Origin of the sequence: Dokdonella sp., from assembly GCF_035703485.1 — a bacterium.
GTDB lineage: Bacteria > Pseudomonadota > Gammaproteobacteria > Xanthomonadales > Rhodanobacteraceae > Dokdonella.
Genome location: NZ_DASSYD010000128.1, coordinates 1 through 26,780, shown reverse-complemented (window position 1 = coordinate 26,780; position 26,780 = coordinate 1). Strand labels below are relative to the sequence as shown.

Here is a 26,780-nt window from a genome sequence, read left to right as displayed (position 1 = left end):
TGCTACCGGGAGAGCTTTCCGGGGCGACTGCAAGCTTGCGCGAACTGGCCTATACTCCGCGCCCCTGAATGTCCCATTCCCTTTCCATCCGGCACCTTGCGTGACGGCATTACGCATTTGTTCTACGGAGTCGTTCATCCATGAGTATCGAGCAACTTGAAAGCATCGCCCAGGCCATGGTCGCGCCGGGCAAGGGCATCATCGCGATTGATGAGTCAAACAACACGATCAAGAAGCGTTTCGATTCGGTTGGCGTGCCGAATACCGAGGAGAATCGTCGTGCCTATCGTGAGATGTTGCTGACCACGCCCGGCCTCAATCAGCACGTTTCCGGTGCAATCCTTTATGACGAGACGATTCGTCAGTCGACCAAGGCTGGTGTGCCATTCACCAAGCTCATGCTCGACGCCGGCATCGTGCCGGGCATCAAGGTCGACAAGGGCACTTTCCCGCTGGCCGGATTCCCCGGCGAACTGGTCACCGAAGGTCTCGATGGCCTGCGTGAGCGTCTCAATGAATACGCCAAGCTCGGTGCAAAGTTCGCCAAATGGCGTGCAGTGATCACGATCAGTGGCGATTCGCCGAGTGGCACCTGCATCGAAGCCAACTGCCATGCCCTGGCGCGCTACGCGGCGCTGTGCCAGGAAGCCGGTATCGTGCCGATGGTCGAGCCTGAGGTGCTGCTGGATGGTTCGCACGACATCGATGAATGTTATGAAGTGACCGAAGCCACCTTGCGCAGCCTGTTCGCCTCGCTGTACGAGCAGAACGTGTTCCTCGAAGGCACCATCCTCAAGGCCAGCATGGTTCTGGCCGGCAAGGACTGCGAAGAACAATCCGATATCGACGATGTCGCCGATGCGACGATTCGCTGCCTGAAGGCGTCGGTGCCGGCCTCGCTGCCGGGCATCGTGTTCCTCTCCGGCGGACAGTCCGACGAACTTGCCACCGCGCATCTCAATGCGATGAACCAGCAGGGTCCGCATCCGTGGCCGTTGTCGTTCTCGTATGGCCGCGCCATGCAGCAGGCTGCTCTCAAGTTGTGGGGCAAGGACATGGCGGCGAATTTTGCCGAAGCGCAGGCCACGGTCGCCCAGCGCGCCAGGGAAAATGGTCTCGCTGCACTGGGTCAATGGAAGAAGGGCGCCTGATTCTCCGCGCTTGTTTCAAACAGAAAGGGCGCCGCAAGGCGCCCTTTCTTGTTTTCAGCTGAGCGGTGTCGATCAGCCGAGGAATCCCAGGCTGGCGGAATCAAAGTGCGCCAGTGAAGGGAAGATGTCGGCGATCTCGCTGTTGCTGAGGCCAAACCACGCCGCCAGAGTCGCTGCGTACTGGTCGACCGCCGTGGTCGGGATGATCTGGCCAAAACCGGTATCGTCGGGATTGGCCGTATCACGCAGCGAAGGCATCGAGCCGTAGAAGCGTTGTCCGCGCACGGCCCCGCCGACGACAAAATGATGGCCGCCCCAGCCATGGTCGGTGCCGTCGACATTGACGCCGAGCGAGCGACCGAAATCCGAGGCCGTGAACGCGGTGACGGATTGATCGATGGCGAGCTCGACGGTGGCGTCATGGAATGCCTTGAGCGCCTGCGAAAGTTCGCCGAGATTCGACTGCTGGTCATCCACCTGATTGTTGTGCGAATCGTAGTTGCCGGCGGAAACATAAAAGACCTGGCGGCTCATGCCGAGTGCGGCGCGCACCTGGATCAGGCGCGCGGCCATGCGCAGTTGCTGACCCAGCGACGTGGCCGGAAACGGTGTCGCCAGTGGTGACGCACCGTTCAGGGCGGCGTCGACAAATTCGTAGTTGGCGACGGCATTGCGCGTGCGGTCGGCGTAGGCGCGCTCGAACACGTGTTGCTGGGTGTTGGCCGCGAGCAGTGCCTGATAGGCGGCGATGCCGTCCTCATTGGGTGGAATGACCCAGGATTCCGGGCCGTCTCCCAGATAACTCATCTTTTCAACCCCTTCGGGTGATACCGAATAGCTGTCGACGATATCGCCGCGCTGGAACAGGTTGTTGCTGGAGAGACTGACGCACATCGGCACCGGGCCCGCGTTGGCACTGTGCAGACGGTCGGCGATGCGTCCTCCCCAGCCGTTTGCATTGGCGTCATCCGGACGCGAGGTCTGCCAGTAGGTCGACTGGTCCAGATGCGAGAACAACTGCGGCGGCACCGCGATCGTGCCGGCCTGATAGGCGGCCTGTGAGGTCGGATAAAGCAGCGTTCCGACATTGGCGACGATCGCCGCATGGCCGGCGTTGAACAACTGGCGCAACTCGGCCAGGGCCGGATGCACGCCATAGCTTCCGCCATCGCTCGGCAAGCCACCGGGCAAGCCGCCGACCGCAGCCAGTGCATTCAGCGCCTGGGCCTGGACGGTGGCCTGGTCGAAGGCGATGCCACCGTCGGCGACGAGCACCCGCCGCGAACTGCGATAGGCCGCGTATTCGGTTGCACTGTAGGGAACGATGCTGTTGAAACTGTCGTTGCCGCCATGCAGGAACACACAAACCAGCGCCTTGTAGTCGCCGGGCGGGAATGACGCGTGGCCGGCTGCGGCGGCCAGCACATTCAGATTGCCAAAGGCGCCGCACAGGCCGGCGGCACCGAAGGCGGTCAGGCCTTGCTTGAGGAATCGGCGGCGGCTGGTGCTCATGGCGCGCTCACTTCTGGATCGAATATTCAGGCGAATTGAGGATCAGGTACAACGCGTGCTGTACGCGCTGGCGACCGCGCGTGCTTCCGCTTATCGCATTCACTCGGGTCAGCAGGGTCTGATGCATGAACGGTGACATCTGGCCGGACATGAACAGCAAGCTGTAGCGATCCAGCAACGCGGACGGATTGCTTGCGGCGAGGCTGGCATCGCGTGCGGTATCGAGGTAGAGCGTTGCACCATGACCATTGGTCCAGCAGCTGTTGCCATCGGAATACCAGCAAAAGCTCAGGCTGAACAAGCGGTTGCTGGTCGACACGGCGGTGATGTCACTGAGGATCTGGAACTCCGGACTGAACAGGCCGAGGCTGCTGATCTCGCCACTGTTGCGATAGTCGGGCTGGAAAAAATTGAACACCGATTGCGATCGCAGCGGGCCCTGCCCATACCAGTCTTCGATCGGCGGATAGGGATTCAGCGTTTCGATGCGGCCAGTCTCGGTCGTGGCACTCATTGCACGCCAGAGCTGGGTGTTCTTGAGCAGGGGTTCGCGCAACTTGCCGAAGATGGACGGATACATCCATTGGCCGAAGCGCGCCTCGGGATCGAGCAGGATCGCACGCACGGTTGCCTTGAGGTCGCCGCGCACGCCGTTGCCATTGTTGTTGAACGCCGCCGCGACCCGCTGCACATAGGCCGGCGAGGGATTGCTGGTGACCAGTCGCTGGATCAGGCGACGGCTGATGAACGGACCGACATTCGGATGCTCGAAAATATTGTCGAGCGCGGCATCCAGCTCCTGCGGCGCATTGCCTCCCGCGGCGAGGACACCGCCGGGCAGGGCCACGCCGGCATAGTCAAGCAACTGTTTGTCGCTGGTGTTGTCGTGGAATGCCTCGATCGGCTGCATTGGCAACTTCCAGCTCGGCAGGTTGTAGCCGTAGCGTCCACAATTGCTGTAGTTGCTTTCGTCGCAGCAGACATAGGTGTTCGGCCCGCAGCCGGTGTTGTTCCAGTTCCAGCCGGTCAGCACGGCGGCGAATCCGCGTACGGTCGCCTGGCCATAAGTGGGGATCGGCTGACCGCCACTCAGAACCGGCGTTCCGTCGTCAGCCAGTTTGACCAGTCCGATTGAAAACAGCTGCAGCACTTCGCGAGCGTAGTTTTCATCCGGGCGGATGTTGTGCCCGGCATCCGCCTTCTGATTCTGCATGTGGGTGAGGTAGATGCCCATCGCAGGGTGCAGGGTCGCGTCCTCTAGCAGGTCGCGATAATTGCCGAATGCATTTTCAGCGAGCATGTCGTACCAGCTGGCCAAGGCCCAAGGCTGGTAGGCCAGCGTGCCGTTCTTGTTGGATACGACGAAGATCTCGCTCAATGCAAAGGCCACGCGCTGGCGCAACTGATCCGCTGGCGCCGCCATGCCCCGGCTCGGGTCGGGCGCGCCAAGGGCATTGATCGTCCAAACTTCGATGCGGGTGTCGTCGGTGACCGTGTTGGCGCCGATCGGCAGCGGCGGCAGGTTTTCCACCCAGTCCAGATACGGGACCTGGGTGGATGCCGGCAGGGCAAACTGCTCGTTCAACCAGGCCTGATAGCCGACGCTGCGCAGATGGGCGATTTCGGCGAGGGTCGGTCCAAAGGTCGCCTGGGTCAGAAAGCGGGCGGCATCGGCATCCGAAAACGGCCCCGCATCCGTTCTCTCGAAACCGCTGCGCATGCCCGCATCCGGGCGATGGCTGGGCGTTTGCGCGACGGCGATGCCCGTCGCACACAGTGCGAGGCTGAGCAGGACCTGCGCTGATCGGGATCGCAACATGGATCGACCTCGTTCACCCCTGTCGCTCAGGCTAGGTTGCCTTGCAAAGGCAAACCTTGAATCCGGCCACAGTTTGCCCTGTGTCGCACAATCCGGCCCGCGCCGGCTGTCAGTCCAGCGAGGCCAGCCAGTCGTCGTCGGAACCTTCGTTGACTCCCTCGAAGAGGAAGGTCGACAGGTAACGCTCGCCGGTATCGGGCAGCATGGCGAGAATCACCGTGCCCGGTTTCGCTTCAGCCGCAAGTTCCAGCGCGCTGGCCAGCGTTGCGCCCGCCGACAGGCCGACAAAGATGCCTTCCTTTTGCGCGAGCAGACGCGCGCTGTCCCGTGCAACGGTGTCATCGACGGTGAGGATGCGATGGGCGACATCGCGGTTGAGCACGCTGGGAATCATGTCCGGAGTCCAGCCCTGGATCTTGTGTGGCTTCCACTCCTCGCCTGACAGCATCGCCGCTGCCGACGGCTCGCTGGCGATGATCTGCACTTCGGGACGAGTCAGGCGCAGCACTTCGCCGACGCCGGTCAGGGTGCCGCCGGTGCCCCAGCCGCTGACGAAGTAGTCGAGACGTTTGCCGGCGAAATCCCGCAGAATTTCTGCCGCCGTCGTATTGCGATGCCAGGCTGGGTTTGCCGGGTTGTCAAACTGGCTGGTCAGAAACCAGCCGTGCTTTTTTGCCAGTTCTTCGGCCCTGGCCACCATGCCGGTGCCACGTGCGGCGGCGGGCGTCAGGATGACCTTGCCGCCATAGGCACGAATCAGCTTGCGCCGTTCGATCGAGAAAGATTCCGACATCACCGCGACAAACGGATAGCCGCGCGCAGCGGCAACCATGGCCAGGGCGACGCCGGTATTGCCTGAAGTGGCCTCGACAATGGTCTGGCCGGGTTTCAGTTTGCCGCTCTGTTCGGCATCGAGAACGACCGCCAGGGCAAGACGATCCTTGACCGAACCGCCCGGATTGAAGGATTCAACCTTGACGAAGATGTCGATGCCTTTCGGTGCGAGACGCTGAAGCTTCACGATCGGCGTATTGCCAATCGTGTCGAGTATCGAATTGAAGCTCATGGGTTGGGATCTCCGTGGAATTCAGGCGGCGTGCAATAGTGGCGCGGAGGCGGTTGCCGCTGTCAAGGGCGCCTGACCAAACCAGTGTAGGCGATCAGCCAAGCAGGCGACCTCGCCGAGGATGAGCAGGGCCGGTGACTGCACGGAAAGCAGCGCGGCGGCTTCCGCAAGCTGGCCGAGCGTACCGCGGATCACGCGTTGCCCGGGCCGTGAGCCATTCTCGATCAGGGCAAATGCCGTATCGGCCGAGCGACCGTGTGCGATCAGTGCTTGCTGCCATCGAGCCAGGCTGCTGACGCCCATGTAGACAGCGAGAGTCTGGCGCTCGTCGGCGAGCGCCTGCCAATCAAGCGTGTCGATCGAATCGCGACAATGCGCGGTGACAAAGCGAACGGCGTGGGCATGATCGCGATGAGTCAGCGGAATGCCGGCATAAGCGGCACAGGCGATCGCCGCGGTGATGCCGGGAACGACCTCGTAATTGATTGAATGTGCACGCAGGAATTCGAGTTCCTCGCCCCCACGCCCGAAAACGAACGGGTCGCCGCCCTTGAGTCGTACCACGCGCTTGCCCGAGCGCGCGTGTTCCAGCATCAGCGCATGGATCCTGATCTGCGCAGTCTGCGTGCCGCCGCCCTGCTTTCCGACCTCAATCAGGAGCGCGTGGCGACTGGCCAGCGTGAGCACTTCGGCGGAAACCAGGCGGTCAAACAGGATCACTTCGGCATCGGCGATGGCGCGAGCGGCATTCAGGGTGAGCAAGCCGGCGTCGCCGGGCCCGGCTCCAACCAGGATCACGCCCGGGCTTGAAGCTGCGCGGGTCGGGACCGGGTCGAAAAACAGGGATCGGGGTACTGATCGGCTGCCGAAGTGGCCGACCAGGCGAATCCATCGATTGTGCAATCGGCGTGGCAGTGAGGTGAGCTTCATGATGGCCAGACTAGAGGCTGGATATTCGTGCAGGGAAATGCCGATCCATCACCAGGATATGTTATTCGATGATGTTCATCATAAAGACGTCTAGACGTCCATAGTGGACGCGATGGCTGCGCGTCTCTATGCTGCGCCGGAGATGCCCATTTCTGACGCTTGTGCCAATGGCATGCGCATGGGTGAGTCTGCCCCCAGTCCAACCCGTGAACTCGCTGACATGACCCTGACCCAGCTTCGCTACATCGTCGCCATCGTTGACGCCGGCCTCAACATAACGCTGGCCGCCGAACGTGTGCATGCGACCCAGCCCGGTATCTCGCGGCAGCTTCGTCAACTCGAAGATGAACTCGGCTTCCAGATGTTCGTGCGCAAGGGCAAGAGTCTGGAATCAATCTCGACTGCCGGAGCGCAAGTCATTGCACGGGCGCGGATCATCCTCTCCGAAGCGGCGAATATTCGCGTCCTCGCAGCCAACTTCCGCAGTGAGAATGATGGCGAGCTGGTTATCGTTTCCACGCACACGCAAGCACGGTTCGTGCTGCCGGGCGCCATTGCCGACATCAAGCGCCGCTACGCCGATGTCGGCATCCGCCTCGAACCGCATGGGGATACCGAGTTGATGGACCTGCTCGGCAAGGGCGCAGCCGATCTGGCCATCGTCAGCACCGCGAGCGCAGCGCCGAACGCAGAGTTGGCCATTCCGCTGTTTCGCTGGGACAGGCAGATCCTGCTGACCCGCGATCATCCACTGGCGAGTTTGGGACGTGTACCGCGCATCGATGAGCTCGCCAGGCACGCACTGGTCAGCTACGAATCCTCGCTCAACGCGGAGTCTTCGTTGCGGCGCGCGTTCGTCGATGCCGGATGTGACCTCAACCTTGCGGTGACGGCGCGCGATGCCGATCTGATCAAGACCTACGTGCGTAGCGGACTCGGTGTCGGCGTGCTTGCCGAAATGGCCTTGAGTGAAGAGGACCAAGCCGAATTCCATGTGTTTTCAGCACGTGACTTGCTGCCTACCTGCACCAGTTGGGTTGTCCTGCAGCGTGATCGGGTGCAGCGCAATTACGCTCTCGATTTGATCATTGCGCTGGCACCGCATATCGATCGCCGCGATCTCGTTCGTGTGGTTCAAGGTGCTGCTTTGGCCGACTGGCCGACACCGCCGCATTGGAGCGAACTTGGCGTTGAGGAAGCCTCGATTCGTGCGGCTTGAGTGGACTGGATGTCGGCAAGTTGAGGTCTTAAGGCGCGCGCTCTAGCGGTGTGGAAAACAAGCACCGGCTCAAACCTCAAGGTGAATGCCACACTCTCTCTTGAGGCCGAAATAGCGCGTGTCCTGCTCGCGCATGCCGGGTTGCCACGGTCGTGTCGTGTGTACGTCGCCAATCGACACATAGCCTTCGTGCCAGAGCGGGTGATACGGAAGATCGTGGCGGCTCAGGTATTGCCAGATGTCGCGATCAGTCCAGTCGATCAGCGGGTGCACTTTCCAGCGGCCTGATTTGAGTTCAAGCACGGCGGTGTTCTCGCGCGTACTGGCCTGGCTGCGGCGCAGGCCGGCGAACCAGGTCAGCGCGCCGAGTTCACCGAGCGCGCGGCGCAGCGGTTCGACCTTGCGCAGATCATCGTAACGGTTGAGGCCTTCGAGGCCCTGCTCCCAGAGACGCCCGTGGCGCGCTTCCATCCAGGTCGGACCAATTTCCGGCTGATAAACACGCAAGTCCAGATGCAGGCGTTCGGTCAGTGCATCGGCGAAGCGGTAGGTTTCCTCAAACAGATAGCCGGTATCGATCAGGATCACCGGGATGTCCTGTTGTTGCTGACTAAGCAGATGCAATGAGACCGCCGACTGCGCGCCGAAGCTCGACGACAGCACATGTCGCCCCGGCAAGGTTTCCAGGGCCCAGGCGACACGCTCTTCGGCGCTGCGCTTTTCCAGCCAGCGATTGAGATCGGCAAGTGCGCGGGAATCTTCCGCGGCGCAGACGAGATCGGGCAGGGCGCTCATGTGATCACCTGTACGGGAATGCCTGGTCGGGGACGGACAACGTCGCTGCGGACGAGGAAATCGCCAAAGCCTTCATCAGGCTGGCGCCCTGCCGCATAGCGGGCGAACAGCTTGTCGAGTTCGGCAAGAATTTCACGGTCGGCGATGTTCTCGCGGTACAGCGCGTTCAGCCGCTGGCCACGGCGATCAGCGCCGAGCATGAGGTTGTAGCGCCCCGGTGCCTTGCCAATGAGGGCGATCTCGCCGAGATACGGACGCGAGCATCCGTTCGGACAGCCCGAGATGCGCAGATGGATCGGGGTTTCAACGAGAGCATGCTTGGCGAGCAGGGCCTCAACCTTGCCGAGCAAATCAGGCAAATAGCGCTCGGCTTCGGCCATCGCCAGGCCGCAGGTCGGCAGGGCAACGCAACTCAGCGCGCGCAGGCGCAAGGGACCGGCGCGGCGATGCAGGTCAAGGCCATGCGCATTGACCAGCGCATCGATGACTGCGCGATCCGCCGCCTCGACATTGGCGATGATCACGTTCTGGTTGCTGGTCAGGCGGAAATCACCGCGATGCAGGCGGGCGATTTCACGCAGGCCGGTCAGATGGGTGGCGTCGCCGCGATCGGCGATGCGCCCGGCTTCGATGCGCAAGGTCAGATGCCAGCGGCCATCATGGCCTTCGATCCAGCCGAAGCGGTCGCCATTGTGTTCAAAGGCAAACGCGCGCGGCGCTGGCAGGGTGAAACCCGAACGCCGCTCGACTTCGGCCTTGAACCAGTCCAGACCCCGATCCTCGATCGTGTACTTGAGCCTTGCGCGCTTGCGCTCGGCGCGATTGCCGAAATCGCGTTGCGCGGTCAAGACCGCCTCGGCGATCGCGAAGACCTGATCGGGAGTGACGAAACCGAGCAACTGGGCGAGCAGCGGATAGGTTTCGGCATCGCCATGGCTTGCGCCCATGCCGCCGCCGACGCTGACGTTGAAGCCGGTCAGTTCGCCCTCCTCGATGATCGCGATGAAGCCGAGATCATGCGCGAACACATCGACGTCGTTGTGCGGCGGCACGGCAATCGCGACCTTGAATTTGCGCGGCAGATAGGTGTCGCCGTAGAGCGGTTCGCGCTCTTCTTCGCCGCCGGCGATACGCTGCTCATCGAGCCAGATTTCGTAGTAGGCGCGGGTCTTCGGCTTGAGATGCTCGGACAGACGCACGGCCCAGTCGTGGACGCTGGCATGCAGCTGCGATTCGACCGGATTGGTCGAAGCCAGCACGTTGCGATTGACGTCACCACAGGCGGCCACGGTGTCGATCAGACTGGCATTGATGGCCTGCATGGTTGCCTTGAGTTCACGCTTGATGACACCGTGAAACTGGAACGTCTGGCGCGTGGTGATGCGCAGGGAATGGTTGGCGTAGCGCGTGGCAATCGCATCGAGAGCCAGCCATTGCGAGGGACTCAACACGCCGCCCGGCGTGCGTGTGCGGATCATGAAACTGTAGGCCGGTTCGAGCTTCTGCTGGCGACGTTCCTCGCGCAGATCGCGGTCGTCCTGCTGGTAGCTGCCGTGGAACTTGATCAGGGCGGTGTCGTCGTCGCGGATCGTGCCGGTATGCGCATCGCCGAGACTCTCGCGCAAGCTGCCGCGAAGGTGCTGACTGGCCTGTTTGATGTGTTCAACGGGGGAAGTGGTGGTGCTCATGATGGAAGTCGGATTCGCTTTTGGTGAAATTGCTGATCAATACACGTCGCGCGCATAGCGGCCGTCGCGACGCAGCACTTCGATGGCTTCCAGCGCCTGCTCGCGATCACCATTGCCATGCGTGGTAAAGATCTCGATCAGCGCGTCATCGACATCGCGGGCCATGCGCGTGGCATCACCGCACACATACAGGTGTGCGCCATTGCTCAGCCAGTCGTGGAGTTCGCGGCCGTGCTCGCGCAGTCGATGCTGGACATAGACCTTGCTCGCCTGATCCCGTGAGAAGGCGAGGTCGAGGCGATCAATGCGTCCTTCGCGCAGGGCTTCCTGCCATTCGACCTGATAGAGAAAATCGGAATCGAAATGCGGATTGCCGAACAGCAACCAGTTGCGTCCGCTGGCGGCGGTGGCTGCGCGCTCTTGAACGAAGCCGCGAAACGGAGCGATGCCGGTACCAGGGCCAATCATGATGATGTCGCGGCTGCCATCGGCAGGCAGGCGAAAACGTTCATTGTGTTCGACGAAAATCGGGATATGAGCATCGTCGCCGGCCTGCGCGAGATAGCCCGAAGCCGCGCCGTGGTGGCGTGAGCCGAACGCTTGGTAATCGACATGGGCGACGGTCAGGTGCGCCTCGTCGCCGACGATTTTCTGACTCGAAGCGATTGAATACAGACGAGGTGTCAATGGGCGTAAAGCGCCGACCAGCTCCTCGGCATTCCAGCGCGCAGGCCAGGCGCGCAACAGATCGATCAACTGGTGGCTGCCGAGCAGCTTGATCAGGGTCGCCGATTGTTCCGGCGCGAGCAGGCGATTGAGTCCGGCATGCCCGGCCATCGCGGCATGCGTGGCAACAAACGGACGGCCAAGCCGGGTCAGTTCGCGACGGCCGCCCAGCCAGTCGCGCAATGAGTGGCTTTCGCTGCCCTGGACCACCGCTGCATTGCCATCAAGTTCGAGCAGGTCAAGCAGTTGATCGACGAGCCCAGGCGAGTTGCGCGGCCAGACGCCAAGCGCATCACCCGGCTCATAGGCGAGACCGGATCCTTCCAGCGATAGTTCGAGATGACGAATATCCTTCTCGCTGGCGCGCCCGCTGATGCGCTGGTTGGCCAGCACTTCGGCAGCAAACGGTGTATCGCGGTCGTGCCGTGTCTCGCTGGCGACAGGGCGCAAGCTGACGACACTGGAACGCTGATTGTTGGCCGGAATCGATTCGACGGCGCGCTCGAGAGCCTGTTTGCGCCACGGATCAGCAACCGTTTCGACATCGAGGTCGGCTTCGCCAAGATCGAACAGACGCTGCGCGCCGAGTTCGGCCAGGCGCGCATCGACCCGGCGAGCGACGGCGTTGAACTGCGGGTAGCTGGAATCACCGAGGCCGAGGACGGCGAAGTGCAACTCCGGGAGTTGCGGCGCGCGTTTGCCGGACAGGTGTTCGAGAAATCCGCGCGCATCATCGGGTGGATCACCATCGCCCTGGGTGCTGATGACGACATAGAGCAGTCGTTCCGACTTGAGCTCGCGCAGGGGATAGCTGTCGGCGCGCAACAATCGAGCCGAGCCGCCGCTGTGCTCGATACTTGCGGCAAGTTGCTCAGCGAGTCGTTTGGCATTGCCGGTCTGGCTGCCATAGACCACAGTGACTGGTATGCCGTCGCTGCGCGGTTCTGGCGCGGAAGGCAGCAGAGTGCTCTGGTTGCCGGCCAGACCGGCGCTATAGCCAGACAGCCACCACAGCGCATGCGAATCGAGGCCGTCGAGCAGGCGAGCCAGCAGAATGCCCTTGTCTTCGGGCAACGGAATCTGTGGTGGCGTGATGAACTGGGCAGACATCGTGGCAGGGCAACCGGAATGGACGGCTATACGTCCGTAGGCTGTTGAGAGTAGGTATGGGCGCTAGCTTGCGGAAGGAAGCGTTGCGCATGGAGATATGCGTCTGTCGCATGAGTGCTCGAGCGTTGGCACGTTCGACCGGGGGCAGTCCAGGACATCATTTGGCGTTATGCTCGAACCATCCAATGCAGGAATCGAATTCATGAATACCCACGCATCGAGCAAGCTCGCTGTCCTCATTGACGCCGACAACGCGCAGCCCTCGATCGTCGACGGTCTGCTCGCCGAGGTTGGCAAATACGGCACCGCCAGCGTCAAGCGCATCTATGGCGACTGGACCAGTCCGCAACTCAAGGGCTGGAAAGAGGTGCTGCTGTCGCATTCGATTCAGCCGATCCAGCAGTTCCGCTATACCACCGGCAAGAATGCGACCGATTCGGCGATGATCATCGATGCCATGGACCTGCTCTACAGCGAGCGCTTTGACGGATTCTGCATCGTCTCCAGCGACAGCGATTTCACCCGTATCGCCATGCGCATTCGCGAGTCAGGTTTGACCGTCTATGGGTTCGGTGAACGCAAGACGCCGAATCCATTCGTCGCCGCCTGTGACCGGTTCATCTACACCGAAATCCTGGTCGACAAGGATGACGGAAGCGACGCGCCGGCCAAGCAGTCGCAGGCAACCAAGGCGATCGGCAAGGATCGCAGGCTGGCCGGACTGCTGCGCACAGCGGTTGAGGCGTCGTCAGACGACACCGGTTGGGCCAACCTGTCGCCGGTCGGCAGCCATATTGCCAAGCAGGCGCCGGATTTCGACCCTCGCAACTACGGCTTCCGCAAGCTGCGCGAGCTGGTCGCGGCGAGCAAGCTGTTCGACATGGAGGAACGCGTTGTCGGCGCGGGCCCGGGCAAATCCGTGTATCTGCGTGAGCGCAGAAAAAAAGCATCCTAAGGTTCAGGTGTGTGCGGCACCAAAGCGGCGCGAAGACTGGATTGTGGAGCGCCTTCAGGCGCGATGATTTTTTTGCTGCGTGGCCCGGAAGCATCGCACCTGAAGTCGCTTCTACGAAAGCAGACTGAGGCCCGCTCTGCGATAGCTGTCGATCATTTCGTCACCACGGCAACAGATCCTGATATCGAAATCGGCATGCGCGGGCTTGCCAAGCTCGTTCAGTGCGATACGTGCCGCCTTGTCCGGCGGATAGCCGAACACGCCGCAACTGATTGCGGGAAATGCCAGTGACTTCAGTGAATGTTCGTGGGCCAGGCGAAGGACGTTGCGGTAGCAGTTGGCGAGTAACGCCGGTTCGCCATCCAGACCGCCTTCCCAGACCGGGCCCACGGTATGAATGATGTATCGCGCCGGAAGATCAAAGCCCGGCGTGATTCGCGCTTCGCCGGTTGGACAGCGCACGCCCGGCCTGACTTGTGCCAGGGCGCGACAGGCGGCGAGCAAGCCCGCGCCGGCGGCTTGATGGATCGCGCCATCGACACCGCCGCCGCCGAGCAGGCCTTCATTGGCGGCATTGACGATCGCATCGACGCGCTGGGTCGTGATATCGGTTTCGAGGATGCGGATCATGCGGCGACTATCGCCCAACTGCGTCGTGATTCCCAGCCTGAGTTTGAGTCCCGTTTCCCGGAGACGTCCGGCGCGGCGACCAATAAATGAACCGAAGGGTATTGTAAATTACCTGCCTAGGACATAATATCCGCGGCAGCCATGAAAACACCCGACTCCTCTTTCGCCTACAACCTGCACGACGTCACTTGCCTGTTCCGCAAGAATTTCGACCGTCGCGCGATCCGTTTTGACCTCACCCGCGCGCAATGGCGTGCCTTGAAGTCGATCCGTCGTCGCGAAGGCATGAGCCAGGCCGAACTGGCCGAGTTTCTTGAAATGGAGCCGATCGCGATTGGTCGTGTGATTGACCGGCTGGTGGCGGCCGACTTTGTCGAGCGCCGCGCCGACCCGAGTGACCGACGCCGCTGGTGCCTGCATCTGACCGCCAAGGCGCATGACGTGACCGACGACATGGAGGTCCTCGCCGAGGCATTGCGTCACGAGGCACTGGCCGGGATCAGTCAGACCGATTTCGACGCCTTTGAGCGTGTCCTCGCGCAGATCCGCGCCAACCTTTTGACTATTGATCCCACCACCGAATCATCCGATTCCTGATACCGAGCGTGTCATGACCAGCAAACAGCAAATCGAAATCCTGGCGACCGACGAAGCCAGCGAACCCATGCCCAAGCGCAAACGCAGCAATCGCATCCTGTGGATCGCCGGCCCGCTCGTGGTCGCCCTCATTGCCGGCTGGTTCTACCTGACCGCCGGGCGTTACAGTTCAACCGACAATGCCTATGTGCAGGCCGATCAGGTCACGATCGCAGCGCAAGTCGCTGGTCGCGTGGTCGAGGTTGCGGTGCATGAGAACCAACCGGTGCGCAAGGGCGATCTGTTGTTCCGAATCGATCCCGAGCCCTTGCAGATTGCGGTCGAGCAGATGCAGGCGCAGATTGCTGCGGCAGGTGACTATCTGAATGCTTCGCGAGATACGTTTCGCTCAGCCAGTGCCGATCTGCGCGCGTCCGAGGCGACCTTGCGCAACCATGAGGCGCAGCTCAAGCGCATACGTGAGTTGCGCAGCCGAGGGCTTGTCGCGCAGAAGGCGCTCGACGATGCGATCAACGATGTGACCACGGCACGGGGCACCCGCGATAGCGATTCCGCATCGCTGGCCAAATCCCGAACCATGCTCGGCGGGGCGGTGGACACACCGTTGAACGAATTGTCCGGCTATCGCGTGGTCATGGCCCAATTGGCCAAGGCCAAGCTTGATCTTTCGCATGCCGAAGTTCGCGCTCCCATCGATGGCACGATCGGCAAGATGCATCTGCAGCCCGGCGACTATCTCAATGTCGGCCAGGCGGCGATGCCGCTGGTGTCGAATTCGCTGTGGGTGGAGGGCAACTTCAAGGAAACCGATCTGACCAATGTGCGTGTCGGTCAGGCAGCCGAAATCGAGGTTGATACTTATCCGGGCCACAAGTGGAAAGCCACGGTTTCGTCGATCAGTCCGGCTTCGGGGTCGCAGTTTTCGATCCTGCCTGCGCAGAACGCGACCGGCAACTGGGTCAAGATCGTGCAGCGCATTCCGGTCCGTCTTTCGATTGATACGACCAACAATGCCGGGCTGATCCTGCGTGCCGGCATGAGTGCCGAAGTCGAAATCGATACCGGCGCGGAGAATTCGCTGCTCGGTCGCTGGACGGCGAATCAGCCACACCGACCACAGCTCGCCCTGGATCGCTGAATGTCCATCGCGCCTGAAACCTTTCCTGCCAACCACTGACTTCGCTGGCAATACCAGGTTTCCGCAGTCGAGCCCGGAAACGACATCTGGATAGATCATGACCAACAATGCCTCCTATCGCGAGGTTGCCAATCTGCCGCTGCTGGTCATCTCGATCATGTTGGCGACGCTGATGCAGGTGATCGATTCGACGATTGCCAACGTCGCCTTGCCCGACATGCAAGGCTCGCTGTCGGCGACCCAGGATCAGGCCGCGTGGATTCTGACCTCATATATCGTCGCCGCCGCGATCGCCACGCCGGCGACTGGCTGGCTGGCCGCGCAGTTTGGTCGGCGCCATCTGCTGATCGTTGCGATCAGTGGGTTCACCGTCGCCTCGGTGCTGTGCGGAATGGCCACCAACATCACCGAGATGGTCGTGTTCCGTTTGCTGCAAGGTGTGTTTGGCGCAGCCCTCGTACCGATTTCGCAATCCTCCCTGCTTGATGCGTTCCCTCCGGAAAAGCACGGCGCGGCCATGGCCATGTGGGGCATGGGCTTGATGGTCGGGCCGATCGCCGGACCGCCGCTTGGCGGCTGGCTGACCGACAACTACAGCTGGCACTGGGTGTTCCTGATCAACGTGCCGGTCGGCATCGTCGCCTTGCTCGGCGTGCTTGCCAGCGTGCCCAAGGATGAAACCCATGCCAGCCGATTCGACTGGCGTGGCTTTGCATTCCTCGCCATTGGTATCGCCGCACTGCAACTCATGCTTGATCGCGGCAATGACAAGGATTGGTTCTCGGCATTCGAGATCCGCGTCTATCTGGCCCTGGTATTTCTCGGTTTCTATTTGTACTGGGTGCATTGGCGCAGCAGTGAAAAAACGTTTGTCGATTTGTCGCTGCTGAAGGATCGCAATTTCGGCGTCGCCACGCTGTTCATTTTCATCATCGGCATCCTGCTGTTTGCAACGATGGCGCTGATGCCGCCGTATCTCCAGCATCTGATGAACTATCCGGTGGTGACGACCGGGTTGCTGCTGGCCCCACGTGGCGTCGGCACGCTGGTGGCGATGACCGTGGTTGGCCAGCTGCTGGCGCGCGGCATCGATCCGCGCAAGCCGATGGCGATAGGCATTCTGTTGATTGCCTTGTCGCTTGGTCTGAGCGCCGAATTCGGTCCCGACGTGCCGGTCTGGCCGATCATCAATGTCGGCATTCTGCAGGGGCTCGGTCTCGGTCTGGTCTTCGTGCCGGTCTCGGTTCTGGCCTACGCGACCCTGCCGGGGTCGGCACGAACCGAGGCCGCGGGTATCTTCAGCCTCGCCCGCAATGTCGGATCAAGTGTTGGTATTTCGATCATGTTCACCCTGGTCGCACGCAATACGCAGATCAATCATGCTGAAATCGCTTCGCGAATCACGCCGTACTCTCTCAACCTGCCGGTGGGCGCAATGGACCTGCATTCCGCACAAGGCCTGGCCTTGCTGAATGCCGAAGTGACCCGCCAGGCCGCGGCGATCGCCTACATCAATGACTTTTGGCTGATGATGTGGATGACCCTGATTGCGTTACCCTTCCTGTTGCTGTTCCGCATTCCGCGCCGCAGCCAGACCGTGGCGGCGCCTTCGCCGCTTGCAGAGCACTGATTCTCTGCAAGCGAATCGTCACTTCGGATTTTCGCTGCGCGCTCGCAGCGACTCATTTTATTTCGCGGATATCCAATCCCATGCGCCACTTCGTTATTGCCGGTCTCCTTGTCGCTCTCACCGCCTGCTCGTCCGGCACGCCCGAAGAGGCAGGAGAAAAGGCTGCCGCGATTCCGGTAACGACAACGGTGGTTGAACCGACTTCGTGGGTCGACAGCATCGAAGCCGTCGGCACAACGAAGGCGAGCGAGTCGGTGACCCTGACCACAAAAATTACCGAAACCGTACGCAAGGTGAATTTCACCGATGGCCAGCACGTCGATGCCGGAGATGTGCTGGTCGAGCTGACCTCGGGACAGCAGGTCGCCGCACTCGCCGAAGCGCAGGCGACCTACAAGGATGCCGAGCGCCTGATGGAGCGCAACGACGATCTGGTGCGTCAGGGTACGGTGTCAAAACAGGTTGCCGACACGGCGCGCGCCACCCACGATTCGGCCAAGGCGCGGGTTGCCCTGCTGCGAGCGCAACTCGCCGATCGCGTGGTCACGGCACCTTTCTCGGGCGTGCTTGGATTGCGCCAGGTCAGTGTCGGTGCACTGGTCAGCCCGGGAACGGTGATCACCACCCTTGATGATATTGAGACGATCAATCTCGATTTTTCCCTGTCCGAGCGCTATTTCGCCAAGCTGACGAAGGGACTGGAGCTGACTGCGACGGCAGTCGCCTACCCGGGCCGGAAATTTTCCGGGCATGTTGTTTCGGTCGACTCACGAGTGGATCCGCTCACTCGTTCCGTGCTCGTGCGTGCCGAAATTCCAAACCCCGACCACGCGCTTCGCGCCGGCATGTTGATGACCGTCAATGTCCTGCAGCCCGCGCGCGAGGTGCTGGCTGTGCCGGAAATCGCAATCGAGCAGGTTGGCACCGGTTCGTATGTCTACATCGTCGGATCCGACAACACGGTTGCTCGTGTCGAAGTCTCGCTCGGCGAACGCCAGGATGGCCGGGTTGAAGTCACCCGGGGTGTCGAAGCGGGCGCGCGCGTTGTCGTCGATGGAACGGTGAAGTTGCGCGATGGTTCAATGATCGTCGACGCGACGCCGGCCAAGGCTGCATCGCAATGAATATTTCCGATCTCTCGATCCGTCGACCGGTATTCGCCGCCGTTGTCAGTCTGCTCCTGATTGTGCTCGGCATCATGTCGTTCTCACGCCTGACCCTGCGCGAATTGCCGGCCATCGATCCGCCCGTTGTTTCGGTCGAGGTGAACTATCCCGGCGCCTCCGCAGCCGTGGTCGAAACCCGCATCACCCAGGTGCTGGAAGATGCCCTGGCCGGCATCGAAGGCGTCGAAACCGTTGAATCGAGTAGCCGCAACGGCAGTGCCGATGTGTCGATGGAGTTCAAGCTCAGCCGCAACATCGAGGCGGCCACCAACGACGTGCGCGATGCCGTCAGTCGAGTCCAGGATCGATTGCCCGACGAGGCGGACCCACCGGAGATTTCAAAGGTCGAGAGCGATTCCAACGCCATCGTCTGGCTCAACATGCGCTCGGACAACATGGACTCACTGGCTTTGAGCGACTACGCCGAACGCTACGTCAAGGATCGTCTGTCGGCGATCGAAGGTGTCGCACGGGTCTATGTCGGTGGCGGCCAGCGCTATGCCATGCGCATCTGGCTGGATCGCGAAGCCCTCGCCGCGCGCGGTCTCGCCGTCTCCGACGTTGAAGCTGCGCTCCGTCGCGAAAACGTCGAGTTGCCGGCCGGCAGAATCGAGTCGAAGGATCGTGATTTTACCTTGCGCGTGCAGCGCAGCTATCACAAGGCCGAGGATTTCGCCAAGTTGGCCCTGGCCAAGGGCAGCGACGGTTATGTCGTGCATCTCGGTGATGTGGCCAAGGTCGAGCGTGCCGCCGAGGAGCGGCGATCGTATCTGCGCAGCAACGGTCAGCCGAATGTCGGGCTGGGCATCGTCAAGACCTCCACGGCCAACAGTCTCGATGTCGCCCGTGCCGCGCGTGCCGAGGCCGTGCGTGTGCAGAAGACCTTGCCACCCGGAACCGAAATCTTTGTCGCCTATGATTCGACCCTGTTCATCGAATCGGCGGTCGAGCGCGTCTACGCGACCCTGATCGAGGGCGGTGTGCTGGTCGTCCTGGTGATTTTCCTGTTTCTCGGCAGCGCGCGTTCCGCGCTGATTCCGGCAGTAACCGTGCCGGTCTGCCTGATCGCAGCCTTTATCGGCTTGTATGCGTTCGACTACTCGATCAATTTGCTGACCTTGCTCGCTCTGGTGCTGTGTATTGGTCTGGTCGTCGACGATGCGATTGTCGTCCTCGAAAACATCCAGCGCCGAGCGGATCTCGGTGAACCGCCCCTGATCGCGGCCAAGCGCGGCGCGCGCCAGGTCACCTTCGCGGTGATCTCGACGACAGCCGTGCTGGTTTCCGTGTTCCTGCCGATCGGCTTCCTCGAAGGCAATACCGGCCGCCTGTTTCGCGAACTATCGGTGACTCTGGCCAGTGCGGTGGCATTATCGGCGTTTGTTGCCTTGACCCTGACGCCAATGATGGCGTCCAAGCTGGTCCGGGCTCATACGAAGAAAACCGGCTTCAATGCGTTCGTGCATACGCATCTTGAGCGACTGACCGCTTTGTATCGGCGTGGTGTCGTGCGCAGCAGCGGCAAGCCGGTCCTCTTCGTCCTGATCCTGCTCGGCGCGTTCGGATTGAGTGCGGTGCTGCTGCATTTTGTCCCGGCCGAGCTTGCGCCTACGGAAGATCGCGGAGTCTTTCACGTTTCGGTGAGCGGCCCGGAGGGGGCCGGTTTCGATTACACGGTCGACCAGATGCACGATGTCGAGCAAAAATTCATGGGCTTGATTGGCGAAGGTGGTCCGATCGAGCGGGTCAATTCGCGGGTGCCCGGAAGCTACGGCGCAAGTCAGGAGATGCATACCGGAAGAGTCACCGTGTTCCTCAAGGATTGGACCAAGCGCAAGCAGTCAACGCCGGAAGTCGCCGACCAGTTGCGCAAGGATCTCGCGGATCTTCCCGGCGTGCGTGCCGTGCCGTCCTATCGAACCGGGCTGATCCGCGGGGGTGGGCAGCCAGTCAGCGTCGTTCTCGGTGGTCCCGACTACAAGGAGCTGGCGCAATGGCGCGATCGCATGCTTGCACGCATGGAGGCCAACCCCGGCTTGTTTGGTCCGGATTCCGATTACAAGGAAACCCAGCCACAAATGCGCATCGACATTGATCATGAGCGTGCCGCCGATCTTGGTGTTTCGGCGCAGGAGATAGGCCGAACCCTCGAAACCATGATGGGTGGACGCAAGGTGACCACCTTTGTCGATGGTGGCGAGGAATACGACGTCATCATGCAGGCGCAGCGCAGTGATCGCGCGTCTCCGGCTGATCTCGACAACCTCTATGTGCGCTCGACGCGCAGCGGCGAACTGATCCCGCTGGCGAACCTGGTCAGCCTGACCGAACTGGCCGAACCGGGTCGACTCAATCGCTTCAACCGCTTGCGCGGCATCACGCTATCCGCAGGACTCGCTCCAGGCTACACCTTGGGCGACGCCCTCACCTGGGTGCAGAATACGGCGGCCGAGGAGCTGCCGCCGAGTGCGCAGCTTGACTACAAGGGTGATTCCCGCGAATACCTCAATGCTGGCAGTGCGGTGATCCTGACGTTTGCCCTGGCCCTGCTCGTTGTCTACCTCGTGCTTGCGGCCCAGTTCGAGAGCTTCATGCATCCGTTCGTGATCATGTTGACCGTACCGCTGGCCGTACTTGGAGCCCTGATCGGCCTGTGGCTGACTGGCAACAGCCTCAACCTGTTCAGCCAGATCGGTATCGTCATGCTGATTGGTCTGGCCGCCAAGAACGGCATTCTGATTGTTGAATTTGCCAATCAGTTGCGCGACGAGGGCATGAGTATTGCCGAAGCGATCGCGGAATCTTCCGCAACCCGTCTGCGTCCGATCCTGATGACCTCGGTGGCCACGATTGCCGGAGCCGTGCCGCTGGTGCTGGCCGGTGGTCCCGGTTCGGCCAGTCGCGCAGCGATCGGTGTAGTGATCATATTTGGCGTTGCGTTCTCGACCTTGCTGTCGTTGTTCGTGGTGCCTTCGTTCTATTCCCTGCTGGCCCCGTTCACGCGATCCCCCGATGCGCTGGCGCGCAAGATCGAAACACTGGATGCCGAAACGCCGGCAGCGGGCGGGCATGCATGAGCCCGTGGCAGAGGATTGCAGGCGGCAGAATATGACGTTTCCTGAACGCTTTACATGCGATCCTGCTGCCTTGTTTCATGCCGATGCGAGCCCATGAGCGAGAACAAGTGGAAAGGCGCAAAACCAGCTGCAACGTCTCCGTGGAAAACCCGGAGCAATCATCGCGAGCGCGAACCCGAAAGACAGCCGCCCGCGCCTGAAGAAGCCTTTCAGGAACCATCGAGGGCGGTGCGCCCGAGCGGCGAAATGCGCTTGTACGGAATCAATGCCTGCCTCGCTGCCTTTGCCCGTCGCCCCGAGCAACTGCGCAAGGTCTATCTGCTGGAATCGCGAATTGCCGAATTGAAACCGGTGCTGGCCTGGTGCGCTCAGCATCGGCTCGGCTATCGCATTGTCGAGAACACCGATCTCGACAAACTGACCGGCTCGCGCCATCACGAAGGCATCTGTTTCGAGATGCTGCGACCGCCGCCGCTGTCACTCGACGGCTTGATCGAGGCACAAGCGCCAGCGCCTGCGGCCTCCCTGCTGATCTGGCTTGATGGTGTCGGCAATCCGCATAACCTCGGTGCCTTGTTGCGCAGTGCCGCCCATTTCGCCGTGGCCGGCGTGATTGTGCCGGCGAGATCTTCGCTTGATCTGTCCGGTGCTGCAGCGCGAGTGGCTGAAGGTGCTGCCGAGGCGGTACCCATGGTTCGTGTTGAAGATGAATTCGCGGCGCTGAGTACATTGCGCGATGCCGGATACCAGATCACCGCAACGGTTCCGCGTGAAGGTGAAAACTTGTACTCGGCCCGCCTCAGCGCGCGCAGCGTGCTGGTCTTTGGCGCCGAAGGCGAGGGCATGAGCAAGGCGCTGATCGATGCGGCAGACCGCAAGCTTTCAATACCGGGTAGCGGAGTCGTTGATAGTCTCAACATTTCTGTCAGCGCCGCCGTCGTCCTGGGCGAATATTGGCGGCAACAGCAACGCCGCTGATCCGGTTGCGCCACTTGATCAGCGTTGCCCTGATTCTCAGGTGACCGCGTTCATTTCGATGGCGGGACGAGGATGTGCAAACAGATAGCCCTGGCCAATCGAGCATTCAAGTTTCATCAGCGCTTGGCACTGGCTTGTCGTTTCGATGCCCTCGGCAACCACCTCCAGGTTCAGTGAACCTGCCAGGGCGAGAATCGCCCGGACCACGGCGGCACTGCTGCCGCTGAGATCGGATTTCAATTCGGCGACAAAGGAGCGGTCGATCTTCAGGGCATGCAATGGAAAGCTGTGCAGGTAGGAAAGCGACGAATATCCGGTGCCGAAATCGTCCAATGACGTCAATATGCCGGCGTCACGCAGTTTCAGGATTGTTGCAGATGCCTGCGCGGGTTCTTGCAGCAAGGCACCTTCGGTGACCTCGATCCGCACACGCCAGTTTGGAATCCGGTAGGCCTTGAGCATGTCGAGCAGGTTTGCGACAAGGTTCGGTGAGCGGAAATGGCGTGCAGAGACGTTGATGCTGACGTAGGCCTGGTTGTTGTCCAGACTTGCGATGGACTTGCAGACCTTTTCGTAGAGCAGCCAGTCAATCTGTTCGACGTTGCCGGATTCTTCGGCGACTGCCAGAAAATCTTCCGGCAGCAACAAGCCGCGTGAATGGTGTCGCCAACGCAGCAACGCCTCATAGCCGAGCACGCGCCCATCGGCCAGTTGGACAATCGGTTGCAGGTAGGGCTCGAACTCGTCGCGAGTCAGCGCTCGGCGCATGTCGCTTTCAAGGTCAAGCACATTCAGTGCTTCCTGACGCAATGCATCGTCGAACAATTCGAAGCGCTGGCGCCCATGCGCCTTGGCTCGATACATGGCCACGTCGGCATCGCGCAGCAGTTCCTCCGGGCGTGTGTAGCGAGGGTGGCTCAAGGCGATGCCGATGCTTGCCGAGGTATAGATTTCCTTGTCGCCAAGGCGTATCGGATCGACCAGCGTGGCAAGCAGGTCGTTGGCAACCCGACAGGCATCCTCAACGCTGTCGATATCCTCCAGCAATACCGTGAACTCGTCGCCGCCAAGCCTGGCGACCGAGTTCGGTTTGCGGATGCATCGTGTAATCCGTTCGGCAGCCTCGACCAGCAATTCGTCGCCGAGCAGATGACCGACGGAGTCATTGACCACCTTGAAGCGATCGAGATCCAGGAACAGAACGGCAAAAAGCCGCTGTCGATCATCCCGGTAGCGCAACAACAACTCCTGCAGACGAAGCAGCAAAGCCGCGCGATTGGGCAGGCCGGTCAGGCCATCGTGAAAGGCTTCATGCATGAGTTGCGATTCGGCCTGTTTGCGCACCGCGATTTGCTTGTAAAGATCTTCGTTGGCCAGTTTGAGCTCCTCCGTGCGCTCCTCAACCCGGCGCTCAAGGTCGGCATGGGCCTGGCGCAATCCTTCCTGAATTCGCTTGCGTTCGAGTGCTGTGGCGATATGAAACGAGGCGAATTGAAGGATTTCCTGCTCGGCGGGTCCGTAGTCGCTTTCGGCATCGTAGCTTTGCACGACCATCGCTCCGACCGCATGTTCGTCGAGCAGCGATGGAACGCCGAGCCAGCATTTCGGCAAGGTGCCGAACATGACCATCTCGCCGGCATCCATGAGGGAGCGTATGTCTGTCTCGGTTGCCAGCAATGGCTTGCGATGGCGCAGGACCCATTCAGTGATGCCGTTGGTCATGCGCCGAACGCTGAGCGGCAGATCACGTTCGTCGACAAAATAAGGGAAGCTCAACTCGTTGCGATCCTCTGAAATCAGCGAAATGAAAAAATTCCGCGCATTGAGAAGTTCTCCGACAACGCCATGGACGCCGCTGTAGAACTCATCGATGCTGCCGCGCTCGCTGGCCAGTTCGGTGATCCGGAACATCGCAGCTTGCAGGCGTTGTGCGTGCTGGCGTTCGGTCACTTCTTCGCGCAGTGCCGAGTTGATATCGGCGAGCTCGGCTGTTCGGCGCAATACCTTGAGCTCCAGTTCTTCGTGCGCCTGTTTGCGGGTGACCGCGGAAAGAATGTGCTGGGCGACGAAGGTCAGCAGGTTGCGATCATCTTCGCTGTAGCGTCGATTCTCATCGTAGCTCTGCACTGCCACAGCACCGCGGACGCAGTCGCCCTCGATCATCGGAACACCGAGCCAGTCGACGCACTCGGGGCCGAGGCTATAGTCCCTGGCGAGGCCAAGTTGCTTGCGCAAGGCGACGCTCGAGCCGAGCAATGAGCGGCCACCATGCAACACCGCAAAGGTGAGGCTGTTCGGATAATCGCTTGCGTGGAGTTCTTCTTCCCGATACGACGGCGTTGCGCCATCGGCATCGGCGTAATAGGCAAAGGCCATGACGTCACGAGCGTCGTCGTACAAGGCAACGAGGAAGTTTTCCGCGTAGGTAAGCTTTCCAACCACGTCATGGATACGGGCCAGCATTTCGAACGTGTCGAGATTCGAGTAGACGAGATTGGCGATCGTATATAGAGCTTGCTGCAATCATTCCTTGCTTTTTGCAGTTTCGATTTCTCGCTGCAAATCACGCACGTGCAACAACTCGCGCAGTCGCCTATCGAGGCGATCAATCCAGGCACAATCAAGATCCCTCCAGGCTCGTGATTCGAGACTGGCAGGATCAAAGCTCAGTTGCAGTCGTGCGCGACCGCCGGCAAGGTCAACGTCGATGACGGCTGGATCGATTTCGGAAGGGCCCGCGCTTTCGGCTGGTTCGCATCCGGCCAGGCTGAAGACGGATTTTTGGCAGCCACTGATCTGGAGGGCAAGATTCTCGGCCAGCGTGGCAAGACGCTGAAGATCAGAAATGTCGATGAGAGTCTGGGCGCAAGTGAGCCCATCGGGGCCTGTTGGCCTCGGCGGCGATTGAGGACGTAGTAGCCTCGCTAGCCTGTGCACATTCTCCCCCTTCGCCTTACCCTACCACTGCAGGGTCAGCTTGTGGGGCATCAGGGTCAAGATGTCTCAAGTCATTGCGGGAACTGCAATTTCGCATTGATCGGGTGCGTTGAGCTGCACCGGATTGGGCGTCCCGTCCTGACAAGCTGATTCGGCTGAACGGCTTGCTGAGCGAACTTCAGCAGTTCGCTGCTCCAGCTGGACCGAAATTTTCATGGAAAAGCAGGCCATCGCCCGCTCCTTGAACTCAAACGACTTTCCACTCAATCAGCGATAGAGCCCGCTATCCCTTCATTCGAAAAATTCCATGTGAATCCATTGGCCTGCGCGATCATCGCGCGTGTTCAAGAATGGTCCGGGCTAGTCGGTGTCACCGAGGTATTCGGCAACTCTTGCATTCCAGTCCGGCGAGTTGATGGCCTGCAGCAGCGAGGCATCGAGAGGTTCGCGCAGCGAGCTCATTTCGGGCAGGGCGAAGGCGTAGTCCTGCCGCTCCAGCAGCAGAGGCAGAATCCGTAGCGAGTTCCGGTAGCGGCTGCGAATTTCCCAGCGCAACAGCGGCGCGTCGTAAACCACGACATCCACTCGGCCTTTGGCCAAATCGGTCAATGCCGCGTCGAGATCGGCCGCTTTTTCGTACTCGATATTGCGCCGATCGAGCCAGTCGCCGCTGGTGGTGGCGGCGATGCTGGCGATTTTCGCGCTGGCGAGATCATCCGCACTGCTGATTCGATGGCTGAGTTGGCCAACTGTCAGTGCACTGGTTATCGAGGCGGTGAAGAAGGAGACGATCATCAGGGCGGCAAGCATCCAGACCATCCCGACCACACGACCGCCAACCGAGCGCGGTGCCAGGTCGCCATAGCCGACCGTGGTCATGGTGACCATCGCCCACCAGAAGCCGGCGAAAATTCCCTGGCGATGATGACCACCAAATTGGTCCGGATTGGCTTTTCGCTCAAATAGCCAGGCGAGCAGGCCGACACTGAATAGCAGCAGGATCAATACGCCGATGATTTTCAGAAATGCCGGCGACAGGAAGGCCTGGAGCACGGCCAGCCATCCTGAGCGCTGGTTGCTGCGTACCGCAACACCAAGTCCGGAGCTGATGATCGGGTGGGCAAAATCCATGCGCCGTTCGCGCTCGGCGGTCGCCGTGATCGCACCCAGGCCCACATCGACCTTGTGCGCGCTGACCGCATCGAGCAGATCATCCAGTTCGTACTGCTCGTATTCCCAGGTCCAGCCGTTTGCGCGTGCGGCTTCTTCCCAGAGATCGACGGCCAGACCATCGTACTGGCCATCATTCTGCATCACGAACGGCGGAGCCAACTTGACCCCGACCCGCAAGGGCTTGTTCGTTGTTTCCAATGTGCGAGGCGAATCGGCACGGGCCACCGCCAGCTGAAACGAGAAGGTCAGCAGCAGGCAAAACAAGCCGGACAGGTGAAACAGGAGTCGCGAGAATTTTGTCGATGTCATCGTTGCAGACTAGCGCAGACGACGGTCAAAACCCTAGGGAGGGTCTGAATAAGTCGAATTTCAAAGTGGAATGATGCTCTTCGGTTTTTTAGTCTGCCTTCCAGTTGCGTCTATCGCCGAGATTCGTGAATTTTGGGTTTTTTGGTCCGATTTTTGCCGATTTCGGCACCTTTT

General features: G+C 60.9%; 18 protein-coding genes and 1 pseudogene. 9 read left to right on the top strand and 10 right to left on the bottom strand.

The window, feature by feature from the left end; translation table 11 throughout:
- Nucleotides 1-140 precede the first annotated feature (140 nt).
- A complete protein-coding gene (locus VFN25_RS09900) occupies nt 141-1,151 on the top strand; it encodes a class I fructose-bisphosphate aldolase (RefSeq protein ID WP_325141376.1) in 1,011 nt (336 codons plus the stop codon).
- Nucleotides 1,152-1,223: 72 nt separating this feature from the next.
- Here the strand turns inward: VFN25_RS09900 and VFN25_RS09895 are convergent, their stop codons facing one another.
- The 4 genes and pseudogenes from VFN25_RS09895 to cobA all read right to left on the bottom strand — a co-directional run.
- Nucleotides 1,224-2,663, bottom strand: coding sequence for a DUF1501 domain-containing protein (locus tag VFN25_RS09895; protein ID WP_325141374.1), 1,440 nt, complete (start codon nt 2,661-2,663; stop codon nt 1,224-1,226).
- Nucleotides 2,664-2,670: 7 nt separating this feature from the next.
- Nucleotides 2,671-4,482, bottom strand: coding sequence for a DUF1800 domain-containing protein (locus tag VFN25_RS09890; RefSeq protein ID WP_325141372.1), 1,812 nt, complete (start codon nt 4,480-4,482; stop codon nt 2,671-2,673).
- 109 nt (nt 4,483-4,591) lie between these two features.
- Nucleotides 4,592-5,548 carry a cysteine synthase A gene (gene cysK / locus VFN25_RS09885; RefSeq protein WP_325141370.1) on the bottom strand — a complete coding sequence of 319 codons (957 nt, stop codon included), beginning with the start codon at nt 5,546-5,548 and terminating at the stop codon, nt 4,592-4,594.
- Between the two features lie 21 nt (nt 5,549-5,569).
- Nucleotides 5,570-6,442 (bottom strand): annotated as a pseudogene (gene cobA / locus VFN25_RS09880) (uroporphyrinogen-III C-methyltransferase); the annotation flags it as partial.
- A 256-nt stretch (nt 6,443-6,698) separates the two neighbouring features.
- On the opposite strand from cobA, the gene VFN25_RS09875 reads away from it, so the two are divergent.
- Entirely contained in the window at nt 6,699-7,697 is a 999-nt protein-coding gene (locus VFN25_RS09875; protein WP_325141397.1) for a LysR substrate-binding domain-containing protein, read from the top strand.
- Between the two features lie 69 nt (nt 7,698-7,766).
- Here VFN25_RS09875 and VFN25_RS09870 read toward each other — a convergent pair whose 3' ends face one another.
- Genes VFN25_RS09870 through VFN25_RS09860 form a run of 3 tightly spaced genes read right to left on the bottom strand, consistent with a single transcriptional unit; the run spans nt 7,767 to nt 12,016 of the window.
- Complete coding sequence (locus VFN25_RS09870; protein WP_325141368.1) at nt 7,767-8,492, bottom strand: phosphoadenylyl-sulfate reductase; 726 nt, start codon at nt 8,490-8,492, stop codon at nt 7,767-7,769.
- Nucleotides 8,489-10,180, bottom strand: coding sequence for an assimilatory sulfite reductase (NADPH) hemoprotein subunit (cysI, locus tag VFN25_RS09865; protein WP_325141366.1), 1,692 nt, complete (start codon nt 10,178-10,180; stop codon nt 8,489-8,491). The genes VFN25_RS09870 and cysI overlap by 4 nt, the downstream gene beginning before the upstream one ends.
- 36 nt (nt 10,181-10,216) lie before the next feature.
- On the bottom strand, nt 10,217-12,016 hold the full coding sequence (locus tag VFN25_RS09860; protein ID WP_325141364.1) for an assimilatory sulfite reductase (NADPH) flavoprotein subunit: 1,800 nt from the start codon (nt 12,014-12,016) through the stop codon (nt 10,217-10,219).
- A 202-nt stretch (nt 12,017-12,218) separates the two neighbouring features.
- Here VFN25_RS09860 and VFN25_RS09855 point away from each other — a divergent pair, with 202 nt between their 5' ends.
- Nucleotides 12,219-12,971 (top strand): NYN domain-containing protein, encoded by a 753-nt coding sequence (locus VFN25_RS09855; protein WP_325141363.1) that lies wholly within the window; start codon nt 12,219-12,221, stop codon nt 12,969-12,971.
- Between the two features lie 111 nt (nt 12,972-13,082).
- Here the strand turns inward: VFN25_RS09855 and VFN25_RS09850 are convergent, their stop codons facing one another.
- Nucleotides 13,083-13,601: an O-acetyl-ADP-ribose deacetylase gene (locus VFN25_RS09850; protein WP_325141361.1), complete on the bottom strand. Its 519-nt coding sequence runs from the start codon at nt 13,599-13,601 to the stop codon at nt 13,083-13,085.
- Nucleotides 13,602-13,742: 141 nt separating this feature from the next.
- Here VFN25_RS09850 and VFN25_RS09845 point away from each other — a divergent pair, with 141 nt between their 5' ends.
- From VFN25_RS09845 to VFN25_RS09820, 6 genes are all read left to right on the top strand, one after another.
- Complete coding sequence (locus tag VFN25_RS09845; protein ID WP_325141359.1) at nt 13,743-14,198, top strand: MarR family transcriptional regulator; 456 nt, start codon at nt 13,743-13,745, stop codon at nt 14,196-14,198.
- A 13-nt stretch (nt 14,199-14,211) separates the two neighbouring features.
- A complete protein-coding gene (locus tag VFN25_RS09840) occupies nt 14,212-15,336 on the top strand; it encodes an HlyD family secretion protein (protein WP_325141357.1) in 1,125 nt (374 codons plus the stop codon).
- Between the two features lie 97 nt (nt 15,337-15,433).
- Nucleotides 15,434-16,966 carry a DHA2 family efflux MFS transporter permease subunit gene (locus VFN25_RS09835; protein ID WP_325141355.1) on the top strand — a complete coding sequence of 511 codons (1,533 nt, stop codon included), beginning with the start codon at nt 15,434-15,436 and terminating at the stop codon, nt 16,964-16,966.
- 80 nt (nt 16,967-17,046) lie between these two features.
- A complete protein-coding gene (locus VFN25_RS09830; protein WP_325141352.1) occupies nt 17,047-18,090 on the top strand; it encodes an efflux RND transporter periplasmic adaptor subunit in 1,044 nt (347 codons plus the stop codon).
- On the top strand, nt 18,087-21,209 hold the full coding sequence (locus VFN25_RS09825; protein WP_325141350.1) for an efflux RND transporter permease subunit: 3,123 nt from the start codon (nt 18,087-18,089) through the stop codon (nt 21,207-21,209). The genes VFN25_RS09830 and VFN25_RS09825 overlap by 4 nt, the downstream gene beginning before the upstream one ends.
- A gap of 93 nt (nt 21,210-21,302) precedes the next feature.
- A complete protein-coding gene (locus VFN25_RS09820; RefSeq protein WP_325141348.1) occupies nt 21,303-22,187 on the top strand; it encodes a TrmH family RNA methyltransferase in 885 nt (294 codons plus the stop codon).
- Nucleotides 22,188-22,223: 36 nt separating this feature from the next.
- On the opposite strand, the gene VFN25_RS09815 is transcribed toward VFN25_RS09820, so the two are convergent.
- Both VFN25_RS09815 and VFN25_RS09810 read right to left on the bottom strand, forming a co-directional pair.
- On the bottom strand, nt 22,224-24,710 hold the full coding sequence (locus VFN25_RS09815; protein WP_325141346.1) for a bifunctional diguanylate cyclase/phosphodiesterase: 2,487 nt from the start codon (nt 24,708-24,710) through the stop codon (nt 22,224-22,226).
- 774 nt (nt 24,711-25,484) lie between these two features.
- Complete coding sequence (locus tag VFN25_RS09810) at nt 25,485-26,606, bottom strand: transporter substrate-binding domain-containing protein (RefSeq protein WP_325141344.1); 1,122 nt, start codon at nt 26,604-26,606, stop codon at nt 25,485-25,487.
- Nucleotides 26,607-26,780 lie beyond the last annotated feature (174 nt).

Bases quoted from the DNA above. Each gene is read 5' to 3' on its own strand.
- VFN25_RS09820 (WP_325141348.1), top strand. From the start codon at position 21,303: ATGAGCGAGAACAAGTGGAAAGGCGCAAAACCAGCTGCAACGTCTCCG.
- VFN25_RS09875 (WP_325141397.1), top strand. From the start codon at position 6,699: ATGACCCTGACCCAGCTTCGCTACATCGTCGCCATCGTTGACGCCGGC.
- VFN25_RS09840 (WP_325141357.1), top strand. From the start codon at position 14,212: ATGACCAGCAAACAGCAAATCGAAATCCTGGCGACCGACGAAGCCAGC.
- cysI (WP_325141366.1), bottom strand. From the start codon at position 10,180: ATGAGCACCACCACTTCCCCCGTTGAACACATCAAACAGGCCAGTCAG.
- VFN25_RS09860 (WP_325141364.1), bottom strand. From the start codon at position 12,016: ATGTCTGCCCAGTTCATCACGCCACCACAGATTCCGTTGCCCGAAGAC.
- VFN25_RS09900 (WP_325141376.1), top strand. From the start codon at position 141: ATGAGTATCGAGCAACTTGAAAGCATCGCCCAGGCCATGGTCGCGCCG.
- VFN25_RS09845 (WP_325141359.1), top strand. From the start codon at position 13,743: ATGAAAACACCCGACTCCTCTTTCGCCTACAACCTGCACGACGTCACT.
- VFN25_RS09895 (WP_325141374.1), bottom strand. From the start codon at position 2,663: ATGAGCACCAGCCGCCGCCGATTCCTCAAGCAAGGCCTGACCGCCTTC.
- VFN25_RS09830 (WP_325141352.1), top strand. From the start codon at position 17,047: ATGCGCCACTTCGTTATTGCCGGTCTCCTTGTCGCTCTCACCGCCTGC.
- VFN25_RS09835 (WP_325141355.1), top strand. From the start codon at position 15,434: ATGACCAACAATGCCTCCTATCGCGAGGTTGCCAATCTGCCGCTGCTG.
- VFN25_RS09825 (WP_325141350.1), top strand. From the start codon at position 18,087: ATGAATATTTCCGATCTCTCGATCCGTCGACCGGTATTCGCCGCCGTT.
- VFN25_RS09855 (WP_325141363.1), top strand. From the start codon at position 12,219: ATGAATACCCACGCATCGAGCAAGCTCGCTGTCCTCATTGACGCCGAC.
- VFN25_RS09890 (WP_325141372.1), bottom strand. From the start codon at position 4,482: ATGTTGCGATCCCGATCAGCGCAGGTCCTGCTCAGCCTCGCACTGTGT.
- VFN25_RS09850 (WP_325141361.1), bottom strand. From the start codon at position 13,601: ATGATCCGCATCCTCGAAACCGATATCACGACCCAGCGCGTCGATGCG.
- cysK (WP_325141370.1), bottom strand. From the start codon at position 5,548: ATGAGCTTCAATTCGATACTCGACACGATTGGCAATACGCCGATCGTG.
- VFN25_RS09810 (WP_325141344.1), bottom strand. From the start codon at position 26,606: ATGACATCGACAAAATTCTCGCGACTCCTGTTTCACCTGTCCGGCTTG.
- VFN25_RS09870 (WP_325141368.1), bottom strand. From the start codon at position 8,492: ATGAGCGCCCTGCCCGATCTCGTCTGCGCCGCGGAAGATTCCCGCGCA.